This is a genomic window from Naasia aerilata, from assembly GCF_030296595.1.
GTDB lineage: Bacteria > Actinomycetota > Actinomycetes > Actinomycetales > Microbacteriaceae > Naasia > Naasia aerilata.
In genome coordinates, this window is record NZ_AP027731.1 from 1,856,057 (window position 1) to 1,872,597 (window position 16,541).

The 16,541-nt window shown below is 70.9% G+C and carries 7 protein-coding genes, 1 tRNA gene and 4 pseudogenes; 11 read left to right on the forward strand and 1 reads right to left on the reverse strand.

Features of this window, described 5'->3' with window-relative positions; translation table 11 throughout:
- Positions 1-22: 22 nt before the first annotated feature.
- The 4 pseudogenes from QUE51_RS09765 (at position 23) to serA (ending at position 7,882) form a co-directional block, all read left to right on the forward strand.
- Positions 23-2,486, forward strand: a pseudogene (locus QUE51_RS09765) (phosphoketolase family protein).
- A gap of 166 nt (positions 2,487-2,652) precedes the next feature.
- Positions 2,653-4,874 (forward strand): annotated as a pseudogene (gene pta / locus QUE51_RS09770) (phosphate acetyltransferase).
- Positions 4,871-6,054 (forward strand): annotated as a pseudogene (locus QUE51_RS09775) (acetate/propionate family kinase). Before pta ends, QUE51_RS09775 begins: the two co-directional pseudogenes overlap by 4 nt.
- Before the next feature lie 236 nt (positions 6,055-6,290).
- Positions 6,291-7,882 (forward strand): annotated as a pseudogene (gene serA / locus QUE51_RS09780) (phosphoglycerate dehydrogenase).
- Between the two features lie 395 nt (positions 7,883-8,277).
- Here serA and QUE51_RS09785 read toward each other — a convergent pair.
- Positions 8,278-8,529 carry a DUF6458 family protein gene (locus tag QUE51_RS09785; protein ID WP_286276211.1) on the reverse strand — a complete coding sequence of 84 codons (252 nt, stop codon included), beginning with the start codon at positions 8,527-8,529 and terminating at the stop codon, positions 8,278-8,280.
- 107 nt (positions 8,530-8,636) lie between these two features.
- Here QUE51_RS09785 and QUE51_RS09790 point away from each other — a divergent pair, with 107 nt between their 5' ends.
- The 7 genes from QUE51_RS09790 (at position 8,637) to QUE51_RS09820 (ending at position 16,408) form a co-directional block, all read left to right on the forward strand.
- Positions 8,637-9,710 carry a 3-isopropylmalate dehydrogenase gene (locus QUE51_RS09790; protein WP_286276212.1) on the forward strand — a complete coding sequence of 358 codons (1,074 nt, stop codon included), beginning with the start codon at positions 8,637-8,639 and terminating at the stop codon, positions 9,708-9,710.
- An 18-nt stretch (positions 9,711-9,728) separates the two neighbouring features.
- Positions 9,729-10,835: a branched-chain amino acid aminotransferase gene (locus tag QUE51_RS09795; protein ID WP_286276214.1), complete on the forward strand. Its 1,107-nt coding sequence runs from the start codon at positions 9,729-9,731 to the stop codon at positions 10,833-10,835.
- Between the two features lie 187 nt (positions 10,836-11,022).
- The gene (locus tag QUE51_RS09800) at positions 11,023-12,339 is read left to right on the forward strand and encodes a glycosyltransferase (protein ID WP_286276215.1); all 1,317 of its coding nucleotides are present in this window, start codon (positions 11,023-11,025) and stop codon (positions 12,337-12,339) included.
- 206 nt (positions 12,340-12,545) lie between these two features.
- Positions 12,546-13,319 carry a fumarylacetoacetate hydrolase family protein gene (locus tag QUE51_RS09805; protein WP_286276216.1) on the forward strand — a complete coding sequence of 258 codons (774 nt, stop codon included), beginning with the start codon at positions 12,546-12,548 and terminating at the stop codon, positions 13,317-13,319.
- 409 nt (positions 13,320-13,728) lie between these two features.
- The gene (gene gltX / locus QUE51_RS09810; protein WP_286276217.1) at positions 13,729-15,225 is read left to right on the forward strand and encodes a glutamate--tRNA ligase; all 1,497 of its coding nucleotides are present in this window, start codon (positions 13,729-13,731) and stop codon (positions 15,223-15,225) included.
- A complete protein-coding gene (locus tag QUE51_RS09815) occupies positions 15,218-16,141 on the forward strand; it encodes an NAD(P)/FAD-dependent oxidoreductase (RefSeq protein WP_286276218.1) in 924 nt (307 codons plus the stop codon). The genes gltX and QUE51_RS09815 overlap by 8 nt, the downstream gene beginning before the upstream one ends.
- Before the next feature lie 195 nt (positions 16,142-16,336).
- Positions 16,337-16,408: transfer RNA gene (locus tag QUE51_RS09820), tRNA-Gln, on the forward strand.
- Positions 16,409-16,541: the final 133 nt, after the last annotated feature.

Consider the following 16,541-nt stretch of genomic DNA (forward strand, 5'->3'; position numbering starts at 1 on the left):
GCGCGTCCCTAGACTGACGCGCATGACGCCCGCCCCTCCTCCTTCCGCCGCCGCAACCGCCGAGCGCCGGGAGGTGGACGAGCAGACCGTCGCGGCCCTCGACGCCTGGTGGCGCGCCGCTAACTACCTCTCCGTCGGGCAGATCTACCTGCTCGGCAACGCGCTGCTGCGCGAGCCCCTGCGGGCCGAGCACATCAAGCCGCGGCTCCTCGGCCACTGGGGCACGACGCCCGGCCTCAACTTCCTCTACGGACACCTCAACCGGGTCATCGGCGAGCGCGACACCAGCGCCATCTTCATCGCCGGTCCCGGTCACGGCGGGCCGGGCGTCGTCGCGTGCACCTACCTGGAGGGCACCTACAGCGAGATCTACGGCGACATCGACCGGACCGCCGCGGGCGTGCAGCGGCTGATGCGCCAGTTCTCGTTCCCGGGCGGCATCCCGAGCCACGCCGCGCCGCAGACGCCAGGTTCCATCCACGAGGGCGGCGAGCTCGGCTATGCGCTCTCGCACGCGTACGGCGCCGCCTTCGACAACCCGGACCTCGTCGTCGCGGCGGTGGTCGGCGACGGTGAGGCGGAGACCGGTCCGCTCGCGACGAGCTGGCACTCCAACAAGTTCCTCGACCCGGTCACGGACGGCGTCGTGCTGCCGATCCTGCACCTCAACGGCTGGAAGATCGCGAACCCGACTGTTCTCGCCCGCATCCCGGAGGAGGAGCTCCTCAGCCTGATGCGCGGCTACGGGCACACGCCGCACCTCTTCTCGGCTGACGCCGATGAGCCGCACGACTCGGTGCACCGCCGGTTCGCGGGTGTGCTCGACGCGGTCTTCGACGAGATCGCCGACATCAAGCGCCGCGCGGCCGAGGGGAGCCTCGAGGGCCGGCCGGCCTGGCCGATGATCGTCTTCCGCACCCCGAAGGGCTGGACGGGCCCGAAGGAGGTCGACGGGCAGCCGACCGAGGGCACCTGGCGCTCCCACCAGGTTCCGCTCGTGAACGCCCGCGACACGGAGGAGCACACGCGGCTGCTCGAGGAGTGGCTGCGCTCCTATCGGCCCGAGGAGCTCTTCGACGACGACGGCGCGCTCGTGCCCCTCGTCACCGCCCTCGCCCCGAAGCGCGAGCGGAGGATGAGCTCCAACCCGGTCGCCAACGGCGGGCTCGTGCGCCGTGACCTGCGCATGCCGGACTTCCGCGACTACGCGGTCGACGTCCCGGAGCCAGGGCAGACGACGGGGGAGGCGACCCGTCGAACCGGCGAGTGGATGGCGGAGATCATGCGCCGCAACCCGGAGACCTTCCGCCTCTTCGGCCCGGACGAGGTCAACTCGAACCGCCTCGGCGCCGTCTTCGAGGTCACCGACCGGCAGTGGAACGCCGTCACCCAGGAGGGCGACGACCACCTCGCCCCGAACGGCCGCGTCATGGAGATGCTGAGCGAGCACCAGTGCCAGGGCTGGCTGGAGGGGTACCTCCTCAGCGGGCGCCACGGCGTCTTCACGAGCTACGAGGCGTTCATCCACATCGTCGACTCGATGTTCAACCAGCACGCGAAGTGGCTCGAGGAGTCGCAGCACCTGTCCTGGCGGGCCCCGGTCGCCTCGCTCAACTACCTCCTCAGCTCGCACGTGTGGCGGCAGGACCACAACGGGTTCTCGCACCAGGACCCCGGCTTCATCGACCTCGTCGTGAACAAGAAGGCGAACGTGGTGCGGGTCTACCTGCCCTTCGACACGAACACGCTGCTGTCGACGATGGACCACTGCCTGCGCAGCACCGACTACGTCAACGTGGTCGTCGCCGGCAAGCAGCCGACCGCGAACTGGCTCACGATGGACGAGGCGGTCGCGCACTGCACGCGCGGCATCGGCATCTTCGACTGGGCGGGCACCGAGGTCGAGGGGAGGATCCCGACGTCGTCCTCGCCTGCGCCGGCGACATCCCGACGCTCGAGACGCTCGCCGCCGCCAAGATCCTCCGCGAGCGGCTGCCCGAGCTCAAGGTCCGCGTCGTCAACGTGGTCGATCTGATGCGCCTCCAGTCGGAGGGGAGCACCCGCACGGGCTCAGCGACAAGGCGTACGACGCGATCTTCACCGCGGATCGGCCGGTGGTCTTCGCCTACCACGGCTATCCGTGGCTCATCCACCGCCTCACCTATCGCCGCACCGGCCACGCCAACCTCCACGTCCGCGGCTACAAGGAGGAGGGCACGACGACCACGCCGTTCGACATGGTGATGCTCAACGACCTCGACCGCTTCCACCTCGTCATCGACGTGCTCGACCGGGTCCCCGGGCTCGCATCCCGGTACGCGGGGCTGCGGCAGGAGATGGCGGATGCCCGCCTCCGCGCACGCCTCTACACGCGCGAGGTGGGCGAGGACCTGCCCGAGGTCGCGAACTGGCAGTGGTCGCAGACGGCGGAGGAGGTCCGCACCCTCTCCCAGGCGGGCACGGACACGGGCGACGACAACGCCTGACGCGTCGCGACCGCACGGGCGTGTCGCAACCGAGCGGACGTGTCGCGTCCGTGCGCCGTTGCGACACGTCCGCACCGTTGCAACACGCTGGAGGAGGACGGTCGTCGCTTCACCGCATCACTTCGGACTATCCGCATCGGTCTCCGGTTGCGGTTAGTCCGGAGTGATGCGGATCAGTGGGGAGGCCGCACTCAGCAGCCGTTCCAGGGCCGTCAATAGAATCGCGAGCGTGCCACTCGAGACGAAGAGCGTCTACGTCGCCTCCGCCGAGGGCGACACCGGGAAGTCGACCGTCGCCCTGGGGGTGCTCGACACCCTCCTCCGCGAGGTCGCCCGCGTCGGCGTCTTCCGCCCGGTCGCCCGGTCCGTCACCGAGCGCGACTACGTGCTCGAGCTCCTCCTCGAGCACGACGGCGTCGACCTCGGCTACGACGAGTGCGTCGGCGTCACCTACGACGAGGTCCACGCCGATCCGGATGCCGCTCTCGCGCGCATCCTCGACCGCTACAAGGCGGTCGAGGAGCAGTGCGCGGCCGTCGTGATCCTGGGCTCCGACTACACGGACGTCGGCACGCCCACCGAGCTCGCCTTCAACGCCCGGGTCGCGGCGAACCTGGGCGCCCCTGTCGTGCTCGTCGTCGGCGGACGCGCGCAGGGCGACCGCGACCGCTTCGGCGGGGGAGCAGCGCGTACCGCGGACGAGATCGCCCAGGTCGCCGAGGTCGCGGCGGGCGAGCTGCGCGCCGAGCACGCGTCCTCCTCGCGGTCGTGGCCAATCGGGTCGACCCCGCGATCCTCTCCGCCGTGCGGTTCAGCGTCGGCCTGACGATGCAGGACCACACGGTGCCGGTGTGGGTGATCCCCGAGGATCCGCTGCTCGTGGCGCCCACCATGCAGAACCTCGTGGCGGCGACCGGCGGAACGCTCGTTCAGGGCGATCCCGCGCTCCTGCAGCGGCCCGTCTTCGGCGTCGTGGTGGCCGGCATGTCGATGGTCAACGTCCTGCCCCGGCTCACCGAGGGCGCGGTCGTGATCGTGCCCGGCGACCGCGTCGAGGTGCTTGTCGCCGCGCTGCTCGCACAGGCCTCCGGAACCTTCCCGTCGCTCGCGGGCATCCTCCTGAACGGCGGCTTCGAGCTGCCGGAGCCCATCACGCGCCTGCTCGCCGGCATCGAGGTGACCCTGCCCATCGTCTCGACGTCGCTCGGCACCTACGACACGACCGTGCGCGTCACGCGCAGCCGGGGACGGCTTGCTGCCGAGTCGAGCGCCAAGTACGACCAGGCGCTCGCCCTGTTCGAGAAGTCGGTGGACCGCAAGGCGCTCGTCGACCTGCTCGCCGTCCCGCACACCGGTGTCGTCACGCCCCTGATGTTCGAGCACCAGCTGCTCGAGCAGGCGCGTGCGGCCGGATCGCACATCGTGCTGCCCGAGGGCGAGGAGGACCGCATCCTCCTCGCCGCCGACCGGCTGCTGCGCCGCAACGTCGCCCGCCTCACGCTGCTCGGCAACGAGGCGGAGGTGCGGTCGCGGGCCTCCGCGGTCGGCGCGGACATCTCCCGGGCTGACATCCTCGACCCGCTCGACCCGGAGCTGCGGGAGCGCTTCGCCGCCGAATACGCGCGCCTGCGGGCCCACAAGGGCATGACGCTGGACCTCGCCCGCGACGTCGTGACCGACGTCTCCTACTTCGGCACGATGATGGTCCACCTCGGGCTCGCGGATGGGATGGTGTCCGGCGCCGTGCACACGACCGCGCACACGATCCGTCCCGCGTTCGAGATCATCCGCACGAAGCCCGGGGTCTCCGTCGTCTCGAGCGTCTTCCTCATGGCGCTCGCCGACCGGGTCCTCGTCTACGGCGACTGCGCGGTGATCCCGGATCCGACGAGCGACCAGCTCGCCGACATCGCGGTCTCCTCCTCCGTCACGGCGGCGCAGTTCGGGATCGAACCCCGGGTCGCGATGCTGTCCTACTCGACCGGGGCGTCGGGTGAGGGCGCCGACGTCGACAAGGTGCGCGCCGCCACGGCGCTCGTCCGGACGCGCCGCCCGGACCTGCCAGTCGAGGGCCCGATCCAGTACGACGCGGCCGCCGATATCGCGGTCGCGCGCACGAAGCTGCCCGACTCGGTGGTCGCCGGGCACGCCACCGTGTTCGTGTTCCCGGACCTCAACACGGGCAACAACACGTACAAGGCGGTGCAGCGCAGCGCGGGCGCGGTCGCCATCGGACCGGTCCTGCAGGGCCTCAACAAGCCGGTCAACGACCTCAGCCGGGGCGCCCTCGTCCAGGACATCGTCAACACGGTCGCCATCACCGCCATCCAAGGCGGTCAGGCCCGCGCCGCTGAGGGAGCCGCCGCGGCCGGGGAGCCGGCCCGATGACCGCCGTCCTCGTCGTGAACAGCGGATCCTCGTCGCTCAAGTACCAGCTCATCGAGACCGAGGGCGAGCGGACGCTCGCGAAGGGACTCATCGAGCGGATCGGCCAGCGCAGCGGCGCCAGCACCCACAGCACCCCGGAGGGGAGTGGGACGCGCAGCCCGAGGTGCCCGACCACGACGCGGCCTTCCGCGTGATGATCGACGCGTTCGAGGAGCACGGGCCGGCCGGCATCACGGACACCGTGGGCGCGGTCGGGCACCGCGTCGTGCACGGCGGGGCCCGGTTCTTCGCGCCCACCCTGGTGACCGACCGGGTGGAGCAGGACATCGAGGAGCTGGGCGAGTACGCGCCCCTGCACAACCCCGCGAACCTCGCCGGCATCCGTGCGGCGCGCGCGGCCTTCGCGTCGGTGCCGCATGTCGCGATCTTCGACACTGCCTTCCACCAGACGATGCCGCCCGAGGCCTACACCTACGCGATCGACGCCGCCGTGGCCGAGAAGTACCGCATCCGCCGGTACGGCTTCCACGGCACGTCGCACAAGTACGTGTCCGAGAAGGCCGCCGCATTCCTCGGTCTGCCGCTCGAGAAGTCCCGGCTCATCGTGCTGCACCTCGGCAACGGCGCGTCCGCCTGCGCGGTGCTCGACGGGCGCTCGGTCGACACCTCGATGGGCTTCACGCCGCTGCAGGGCCTCGTCATGGGCACCCGGTCCGGCGACCTGGACCCGGCGATCGTCTTCCAGCTCGCCCGCTTCGGCGGCCTCAGCCTGGACGACCTCGACGACCTGCTCAACAAGCACAGCGGCCTCAGGGGGATGACGGGCAGCGGCGATCTCCGCGATGTGCGGAAGGCCGCGGACGCGGGCGACGAGGCCGCGCAGGTCGCCATCGACGTCTACAACCACCGGATCAAGCACTACGTCGGCGCTTACCTCGCGATCCTCGGCGGTGCGGACGCCATCGTGTTCACGGCCGGCGTGGGGGAGAACGCTCCCGGAATCCGGGCGGGCTCGCTCGCGGGACTGGAGTCCCTCGGCATCCGCGTGGACCCCGACCGGAACGCCTCCGCCGAGCGCGGGGAGCGCAGCATCTCGACGGACGACTCGGCGGTCGCGGTCCTCGTGATCCCGACCGACGAGGAGCTGGAGATCGCCCGCCAGACGGTCGCCGCCCTCTAGAGAGACGCCGCTCGGCCTCGATCCTGAACAAATCAAGGAGATCCCGGTCCGAAAGACCCCGGATCAGCATGAAGAGGTCGGGCGCCCGCCCTTCCTCCTTGATTTGGTCAGGGCTCCCGGCCGGCGCACGGCGTCGCGGGGCGTCACGCGGTCGGGGCGCTTTTCAGGCCGCCGCTAGAGTTGTGCTGTTTTTGCCCGCGCTCCGCCGGGCCCTCCTTACGAAAGGCGCTGCGCCTGTGACCAAGCCGATCGTCGTGATCGCCGAAGAACTCTCGCCCGCCACCGTCGACGCCCTGGGGCCCGACTTCGACATCCGCAATGTCGACGGCACCGACCGGCCCGCGCTCCTCGCCGCGCTCGCCGAGGCCAGCGCCGTGCTGGTCCGCTCCGCGACGAAGATCGACGCCGAGGCGATCGCCGCGGCCCCGCAGCTCAAGGTCGTCGCGCGCGCGGGCGTCGGGCTCGACAACGTCGACATCCCGGCCGCCACCTCGGCCGGCGTCATGGTCGTCAACGCGCCGACCTCGAACGTCGTCTCCGCCGCGGAGCTCGCCATCGGCCACCTGCTCTCCCTGGCCCGGCACATCCCCGATGCGAACAGGTCGCTCAAGGCGGGGGAGGAAGCGCAGCAAGTTCACGGGCGTCGAGCTCTACGAGAAGACGATCGGCATCGTCGGCCTCGGCCGCATCGGCACCCTGGTCGCGCAGCGCCTGGCCGGCTTCGGTGCGACCCTCGTCGCCTACGACCCGTACGTGACGCCGACCCGAGCGCAGCAGCTCGGCGTCCAGCTGCTCAGCCTCGAGGACCTCGTCGCCGCGAGCGACTTCATCACCATCCACATCCCCAAGACCCCGGAGACCACCGGCCTCATCGACTCCGCGATGTTCGCGAAGGCGAAGCCCGAGCTGCGCATCGTGAACGCGAGCCGCGGCGGCATCATCGACGAGGCCGCCCTCTTCGAGGCCCTGTCGACCAAGCGGATCGCGGGCGCCGGCATCGACGTCTTCGTCTCCGAGCCGCCGACGGGCTCGCCACTGCTCGACCTCGACAACATCGTGGTCACGCCGCACCTCGGGGCGTCGACCGACGAGGCCCAGGAGAAGGCCGGCATCTCGGTCGCCAAGTCGGTGCGGCTCGCGCTGTCCGGCGAGCTGGTCCCGGATGCGGTGAACGTCGCCGGCGGCGTCATCGACCCGTACGTGCGCCCCGGCATCCCGCTCATCGAGAAGCTCGGCCAGGTGTTCTCCGGCCTCGCCGACGGGCCGCTGACGAGCGTCGACGTCGAGGTCCGCGGCGAGCTCGAGAGCTACGACGTGAGCGTGCTCAAGCTCGCCGCGCTGAAGGGCATCTTCGCGGGCGTCGTCAGCGAGAACGTCTCCTACGTCAACGCGCCGCTGCTCGCCGAGCAGCGCGGCATCCAGGTGCGTCTTCTCACCGACTCCGTGTCGGAGGAGTACCGCAACGTGCTCACGATCCGCGGCGCGATCGCGGACGGCACTCAGGTGTCGGTGTCCGGCACCCTCACCGGTACGAAGCAGATCGAGAAGATCGTCGAGATCAACGGCTACGACGTCGAGGTGCCCTTCGCGGACCACCTCGTCGTCTTCACCTACGACGACCGGCCCGGGATCGTCGCGGTCTACGGGCAGAAGTTCGGCGAGGCCGGCATCAACATCGCGGGCATGCAGATCGCTCGCCGCGGCCGCGGGGAAGGCCCTGAGCATCCTCACGATCGACGGCCCCGCGCCCGACGAGCTGCTCGAGGACATCCGCACAGCGATCTCCGCGGACAGCCTCCGCGAGATCGACATCCTCGACCTCGGCTGACGCTGGCGGCGGCATCCGGCGCGCGCGCCGCGATACTCCGCTGATTGAGGAGCTCGCGAAGCGGGCGTCTCAAAATCAGCCGCGGTTCCGGAGAGGGATCGCGGCGCAGCCGGCTTCTGCCGTGCGTCACCGTGCTGATTTCAAGACGCCGCCTGCGGCGGCTCCTCAATCAGCGGGCCCGGTTCACCGCCCCTGCTCACCGGTCCGCCGAGGCGGTTTCCCGAACCCGCCCGTACCGCTGATTGAGGAGCGCCGCAGGCGCGTCTCGAAATCCACCGGACGCACGGCCTGAACCCCGCGCGCACGTGTGATTTCGAGACGCTCGCTGCGCGAGCTCCTCAATCGGCGGGTGGAGCGGGGGAACCGGCGGCGCGAGCTGCCGGACCTGCGGCCCCTTACAGCGGGTCGACGTCGCGGACGTCGCGGCGGACCGCCTCGCCCGTCGTCGGGTCGACGGCGGTGCGCGTGGTCGCCACCGACCGGCGACGCCGCGTGAGCAGCACGATGCCGAGGATGATCCCGATCGCACCCGCGACCATCAGGATGTAGCCGACCGTGGTCAAGTCGATGCCGGGGACGTCGACGTTGACGGCGAAGGCGAGGATCGCACCCACTGCGAGGAGGAAGATGCCTGCTCCGAGACTCATTTCAGTGCCTTTCGGTTGAGTGCGGTGAGGACGGGTCCATCCTGGCACGGGCGCTAATCTGAAGGCACCGGGGCCACGCCCGCTTTCCTCGATCCGCTCGGAGTGCCATGTCCCGCACCATCCGCCTCGCCGCGATCCCGGGCGACGGCATCGGCCCCGAAGTCGTCGCGGAGGCGCTGAAGGTCCTCGAGGCCGCGCTGCCCGCCGACACCTCCCTCGAGGTGACGCAGTTCCGCCTGGGCGCCGGCCGCTTCCTCGAGACGGGCGACGTCCTCCCCGACGACGAGCTCGAGCGGATCAAGGAGCAGGACGTGATCCTGCTCGGCGCGGTCGGCGGCGTGCCGGGGGACCCGCGGCTGGCGGGCGCGAACATCGAGCGCGGTCTGCTCCTGCGCCTCCGCTTCGAGCTGGACCACTACGTGAACCTCCGCCCGACGGTCCTGCACCCCGGCGTCGTGTCCCCGCTCGCGGCACCGGGGAACGTGGACTTCGTGGTGGTCCGCGAGGGCACAGAGGGGCCGTACGTCGGGAACGGGGGAGCCATCCGCACCGGGAGCCCCGCCGAGATCGCCACCGAGGTGAGCATCAACACCGCCTACGGCGTTGAGCGCGTCGTCCGCTACGCGTTCGCGAAGGCGGCGGAGCGCCGCGGCAGGCTCACGCTGGTGCACAAGACCAACGTCCTCACGTTCGCCGGCAGCCTCTGGAAGCGCGCCGTCGACCGGGTCGCCGCCGAGAATCCGACAGTGAGCGTCGACTATCTGCATGTCGACGCGGCGACGATCTTCCTCGTCACCGATCCTGCTAGGTTCGACGTGATCGTCACGGACAACCTCTTCGGCGACATCCTCACCGACTTGGCCGGCGCTATCAGCGGCGGCATCGGTCTCGCGGCCTCCGGCAACATCAACCCGGACGGCACGTTCCCATCGATGTTCGAGCCGGTTCACGGTTCCGCTCCTGACATCGCCGGGCAGCAGAAGGCGGACCCCACGGCGGCGATCCTCTCCGCCGCACTCCTCGCCGAGCACCTCGGGCTCGGCGATGCGGCGGCGCGGATCACGGCCGCGGTGACCGCCGACCTCGAAGCCCGGTCCACCGAGGCGGCACCGCGCCGCACCTCCGAGACGGGGGATGCGATCGCGGCCCTGCTTCGGCCTCCGACTCCCGTCCACGACTGACCCCAGGATCGACGCCCCATGAGCACAGCCACCTCCACCTTCCCGCTCGCCTTCTCCACCACCCCCTCCCGGCAGGCCCGGGACCAGGCCGAGCGGGAGGCGATCCTCGCCGACCCCGGCTTCGGCAAGCACTTCACCGACCACATGGTCGAGATCACCTGGACCCTCGACGACGGCTGGCACGACGCCCGCGTCGTCCCGTACGGGCCCATCTCCCTGGACCCGGCCGCCTCGGTGCTGCACTACGCGCAGGAGATCTTCGAGGGCCTCAAGGCCTACCGCCACGCCGACGGCTCGATCTGGACGTTCCGCCCTGAGGCGAACGCGCTGCGCCTGCAGCGCTCGGCCCGCAGGTTGGCGCTGCCCGAGCTCGCCGCCGAGGACTTCGTGGAATCGATCCGCCAGCTGGTCGCCATCGACGCCGGCTGGGTTCCCTCCGCGCCCGAGACGAGCCTCTACATTCGGCCGTTCATGTACGCGAGCGAGAGCTTCCTCGGCGTCCGCGCGGCGCAGAAGGTCGACTACCGGGTCATCGCAAGCCCGGCGGGCGCCTACTTCCACGGCGGCATCAAGCCGGTCTCCATCTGGCTGTCGACCGACTACAACCGCGCCGGCCGCGGCGGGATGGGCGCGGCGAAGACGGGCGGCAACTACGCAGCCTCCCTTCTGCCTCAGGAGGAGGCCTACCAGCACGGCTGCGCCCAGGTCGTGTTCCTCGACGACGTCGAGGGGCGCTATCTCGAGGAGCTGGGCGGCATGAACCTGTTCCTCGTCCGCCACGACGGCACTCTGATCACGCCGGAGACGAGCGGCACGATCCTCGAGGGCATCACGCGCGACAGCATCCTGCAGCTGGCCCGGGACCGCGGCCTCGGGGTGGAGGAGCGCCGGGTGTCGATCGACGAGTGGCGCGACGGCATCACGTCGGGTGAGATCACGGAGGTCTTCGCCTGCGGAACCGCGGCCGTGATCACGCCCATCGTCTCCCTCAAGGCGGCGGACTTCGAGATCGGCGACCCCGCCGCGCCGGCCGGCGAGCTGACCATGGCGCTGCGCCAGGAGCTCACCGACATCCAGTACGGCCGCCGCCCCGACCACCACGGCTGGATGACCCGCCTGGTCTAGGCGGCCCTCCGACGGGAGCGGATCGCGGCGAGGCTCTCTCGCGGCGGTCCGCTCTTCCGTGCGCGCTGCAATCCCGAACCCCTGCGCATTGCAGGGCCGTTGCTGACTGGGTGGGGACCGCCGCGCGCCGCCTCGCCGAGGACACGATCGAACAACCCCATCGTGCTTCCTCGGAAAGGCCTCTCCCATGAGCGACTACTTGATCTGCAGCTCCCCGATCTACGGCCACCTCGCGCCCATGGTCACCATCGGCCGGGCACTCGTCAGCCAGGGTCACCGCGTCACCGTCCTCACAGGGCGCAAATACGGGGACCTGGTCGAGCGGAGCGGGATGACCTTCCGTCCGCTGCCGAGCACCGCCGACTACGACGACGCGAACCTCGACGCGTGGCTCCCCGGGCGCGACAAGTACAAGGGTCTCGCGGCCGTCCGCTACGACATCATCGGCATGTTCGTGAAGCCGATCCCGGATCAGTACCGGGCCGTGCAGGAGGCTCTGAGCGAGCAGTCGTACGACGCCATCCTCGGCGAGGTCGCGTTCCTCGGCCTCATGCCGATGCTTCTCAAGGAACCTGCCGGCACGCGGGTCCCTGTGGTCGGGGTGTCGGCGCTTCCCCTCACGCTGACGAGCGTCGACTGCGCGCCCTACGGCTCGGCGCTGCAGCCCGGCTCGTCGGCGATCAGTCGGCTGCGCAACCGCGTCCTCAACGCGGTCCTGCTGAACGGCCCGCTGCGCCCGATCCGCGTCGCCGCCAACGAGGCGCTCGCCGAGGTGGGCGCGCCGGCCATCGAGGGCAGCATCTTCAACCAGATCGGGCTCTTCGACCGCGTGTTCCAGTTGAGCGCTCCCGGCATCGAGTACCCGCGCCGCGAGCTGCCCGCCACGGTGTCGTTCGTCGGCCCCCTGCGCCCGGAGGCGGCCCGCGGCGCCGCCCTGCCGTCCTGGTGGGGCGACCTGGACGGCGACCGTCCGGTCGTGCACGTCACGCAGGGCACTCTCGACAACTTCGACCTCAGCCGGGTTCTCGCTCCCGCGATCCGGGGGCTGGCGGGGGAGGACGTCCTCGTCGTCGCCGCGACCGGCGGCCGTCCCGTCGAGGAACTCACCGCACTGTTCGGCGGCGAGCTCCCGGCGAACGCCCGCGTCGCCGAGTTCCTCCCGTACGACCAGCTGCTGCCGAAGACGAGCGTCGTGGTGACGAACGGCGGATTCGGCGGCGTGCAGCAGGCGCTCGCCCACGGCGTGCCGCTCATCGTCGCCGGCGCGACCGAGGACAAGCCCGAGGTCGCCGCCCGCGTGGCCTGGGCCGGCGTCGGCGTGGACCTGCACACCGGCACGCCGAAGCCGGAGGCCGTCGCTGCCGCCGTTCGCACGGTGCTCGCCGAGCCCAGGTTCCGCACCTCGGCCGCCCGCCTGCAGGCGCAGCTCGCGGACCTCGGCGATCCGCTGGTCCCCATCTCCGCAACGCTCGAGCAGCTGGTCGGGCAGACCGCCTCGGCCTGAGCTCCTCCTCGGCCGCCCCGCCGGGGTTCCGCTCATCTGCGCGGATCAGGGAATTGCACGCCGGTCAGGAAGATCGCCCGGTTTCGCACGCGGTTCAGGAAGACACGCCGTCTCGCAGACCGCATTTCCTGATCCGCGCACGAGCCGCCGCCGCGTGCCCGCCGCCCCGCATCCCGGGAGGGTGCGGGGCGGCCTAGGCTCGACGGGTGAAGATCGCGCGTTTCTCGGCCGGCGGAGCGGATCCCGCCTTCGGCATCCTCGACGAGGAGACCGACGAGCTCGTCGTCCTCGCGGGCGACCCCATGTTCGCCGGCTATCAGACCACGGGGGAGCGGGTGGCCCTGTCCGGGGCGAAGCTCCTCGCGCCGGTCATCCCGCGCTCCAAGGTCATCTCGGTCGCGCTCAACTACCCGATCGCGTCGGACGACCTGCCGCAGGACGAGCGGACGGAACCGCTGCTCCTCCTCAAGCCCAACACGAGCGTCGTGGGTCCGGGCGACGCGATCCGCCTGCCGCCGGTCGAGGGGCGGATCGTGCACGAGGCGGAGCTCGCCATCGTCATCGGCCGCATCGCCAAGCAGGTGCCGGGCGAGCGGGCGCTCGAGACCGTCTTCGCCTACACCGTGGCGAACGACGTGACGGCGCTGGACCTGATGCTCGCCGACGGCCAGTGGACGCGCGCGAAGGGCTACGACACGTTCTGCCCGGTCGGGCCCCTCATGGAGACTGAGCTGGACACGACCGCGCTCGAGATCACCGCGAGCGTCGACGGTCGGCTGCGCCATGGCGGCAACACCCGCGACATGCGCTTCTCGATCCCGGACATCATCGCGGCCGCGTCGGACGTCTGGACGCTGCTGCCGGGCGACCTCATCCTCACCGGTGCCCCGGCGATCGGCGAGATCACGGCGGGTCAGAGCGTCAGCGTCACGGTGGAGGGCATCGGCACCCTCACGAACCCGGTCCGCGCCGGCGACTGACCGCGCTCGTACTCGCACCGCACCTCTCCTCTCGCTGGGTAAATCAGCCGACTTGCCAAAAAGTCCCGCTTCGGCCCCGGAATAGCGGCACTTTTCGGCAAGTGGCCCGCCGAGCGGGTCGGGACGGGACCGACTTGCCAAAAGGTCCCGCTCTGGAGTCCGTATAGCGGGACTTTTCGGCAAGTCGCCCTGTGGGGGAGCAAGACACGGCACCGACTTGCCACAGAATCCCGCTTCGGAGCGCGGAAAGCGGGATTCTGTGGCAAGTCGCCCGCCGCGCTCCGCCAGGAGCCGGCCGCCCATCACCTGTCCCGGGAGCGGCCGCACATCGCCCGTCCCAGGGCGCCGCCCGTCCTGGGCCTTCGGCGCCGGGGACGCACACGGCGCCCTCAGTAGAATCGAGGGCGGTATGGCTTCCTTCCCCTTCTCCACCGCGACCGGAGCCGACGTCCGCGTCCGCTTCTGCCCGTCGCCCACCGGCACCCCGCACGTCGGGCTCGTCCGCACCGCCCTCTTCAATTGGGCCTACGCCCGGCACACCGGCGGCAAGCTCGTGTTCCGCATCGAGGACACCGACCCCGCACGCGACACCGAGGAGAGCTACCAGCTCATCGTCGAGGCGCTCCGCTGGCTCCGCCTCGACTGGGACGAGGGCATCGACATCGGCGGCCCGTACGCGCCGTACCGGCAGTCCCTGCGCTACGACATATACCGCGACATCGTGGCCCGCCTCCTCGAGTCCGGGCACCTCTACGAGAGCTACGCCACCGGCGAGGAGATCGCGGCCCGCAACCTCGCGGCCGGCCGCGACCCGAAGCTCGGCTACGACAACTTCGAGCGCGACCTCACGGATGCCGAACGCCAGCGATACCGGGACGAGGGTCGCCAGCCGGCGCTGCGCCTCCGCGTGCCCGACGAGGAGCTCTCCTTTGACGACCTCGTCCGCGGCCCCATCACCTTCCCCGCCGGGTCCTTCCCCGACTTCGTCGTCGTCCGGCCTAACGGGCACCCGCTATACACGCTCGTGAACCCGGTCGACGACGCGATCATGGGCATCACGCACGTGCTCCGCGGTGAGGACCTGCTCTCGTCGACCCCGCGCCAGATCGCCCTCTATGCGGCGCTCATCGAGATCGGCGTGACCGACTTCGTCCCGCGCTTCGGCCACCTCCCGTACGTGATGGGGGAGGGCAACAAGAAGCTCTCCAAGCGCGACCCCGAGTCGAACCTGTTCCACCACCGGGAGCGCGGCTTCATCCCGGAGGGGCTCGTCAACTACCTGGCGCTGCTCGGCTGGTCGCTCACCCACGACCGCGACGTGTTCAGCCTCGACGAGATGGTGGCGGCCTTCGACGTGGTCGACGTGAACCCCAACCCCGCCCGCTTCGACCTGAAGAAGGCGGAGTCGATCAACGGCGACCACATCCGCCTGCTCGCCCCGGGCGACTTCGAGGCGCGGATCGTGCCCTACCTCGACGGCGTCCTCAACGATCCGCCGACCGAGCGCGAGCTCGCCGTGCTGCACGCCGCCGCCCCGCTCGTGCAGGAGCGCGTGAACCTCCTCGGCGAGGTGCGCGGCATGCTCGGCTTCCTCTTCACCGCGGACGAGGACATCGTGGTCGAGGACGACGCGCTGCCCAAGGCGGACGGCCTCGCCGTCCTCGACTCGTCCAGCACAGCGCTCGCGGGTCTCGACTCGTGGGCCGCCGCCGACATCGAGGCCGCCCTCCGCGAGGCGCTCATCGAGGGCGCCGGCCTCAAGCCGCGCACCGCGTTCGGCCCGCTGCGCGCCGCGGTGAGCGGACGCCGTGTCAGCCCGCCGCTGTTCGAGTCGATGGAGATCCTCGGCAAGGAGTCGACCCTCGCCCGCATCGAGCGGCTCGCGGCCCGCCTGCGCGATGCCTGACGCGCCCGCTGCGGAGGGCTCGCCCGACTCCTACTCGGTGGTGGTGATCGGAGCCGGCCCGGCCGGCCTCGGCGCCGCCCTCAACATCGTCCGGGCGCGGCACCGCACCCTCATCCTCGACGGCAACCGCCCCCGAAACGCGGCGACGCTGCACTCCCACGGCTACCCGACCCGCGACGGCATCTCCCCGCTCGAGCTGCGCAAGCTCGGCCGGGAGGAGCTGGCGGGCTATCCGGAGGCGGAGTTCCAGAACGCCCGCGTGACCCGGGTGAACCGCGAGGGGACCCTCTTCCGGGTCGAGGCGCAGGGCATCCGCGGCAGCGCCGACCGCGTCGTCACCGCGGAGTCGGTGGTCGTCGCGACCGGCCTCGTCGAGACCCTGCCGGCGCTGCCAACCCTCCGCGCCTTCTACGGCACGAGCATCCACAGCTGCATCACCTGCGACGGCTACGAGGAGACCGGCAAGCCGCTCGCGCTGATCGGCGAGACGTCAGACCTCGCCGAGCACGCGCTGCTCCTCACCCGCTGGTCGGACGACATCGTCGTCTTCGGCCCGATGGGGGAGGAGGACGAGCGGGCCCTCGCGCCCCGCGGCGTGCGCGTCGAGCGCCGCCCCGTCGCAGACGTGGTGGGCGACCGCACCGGCCTCACTGGCGTCCAACTCGAGGACGGCGAGGTGGTGCCGCGCACGGCCGCGTTCGTCCGCCCGATCTACCAGCCCGCCCTCGACTACCTCGCGGGCCTCGGAGCCGACGTGGACGACTGGGGCCTCCTGGCCACGGACGGCGAGGGCCGCACCTCGATCCCCGGCCTCTACGCGGCGGGTGACTCGACCGTCCCCGGGCCGCAGCAGCTCATCGTGGCCGCCGGCTCCGGCGCCCGCACTGCCGCCGCCCTGGTCCGCGACCGCCTGTAATGCCGCGACCGCTCCGCTGATTGAGGAGCTCGCGCAGCGAGCGTCTCGAAATCCCATCGCCCGCGGCTGGTCGCGACGCACCCGACCCGTCGCCTGGTTCGGTCCCACCCGAGACATCCCGTATGCTTGTCGACGGCCTTCCGGGGGAACACCCCGACCGGTCAGGGACGTTCCGGTCACCCCGGGTCGCCCCAATGGGGTGTGGTGTAATTGGCAACACGGCTGATTCTGGTTCAGTTGTTCTTGGTTCGAGTCCAGGCACCCCAGCAGTAGCAGCGCGAAGAAGGCCCGGTGAGTCGGGCCTTTTCTGGTTCCGCGGCAAGCCGGAGTGCCGCCGTCATGCCGCGCTTCCGACGCATGTGACCTAGAACGAGACCAAAGACTCAGTACCGATGCGCCT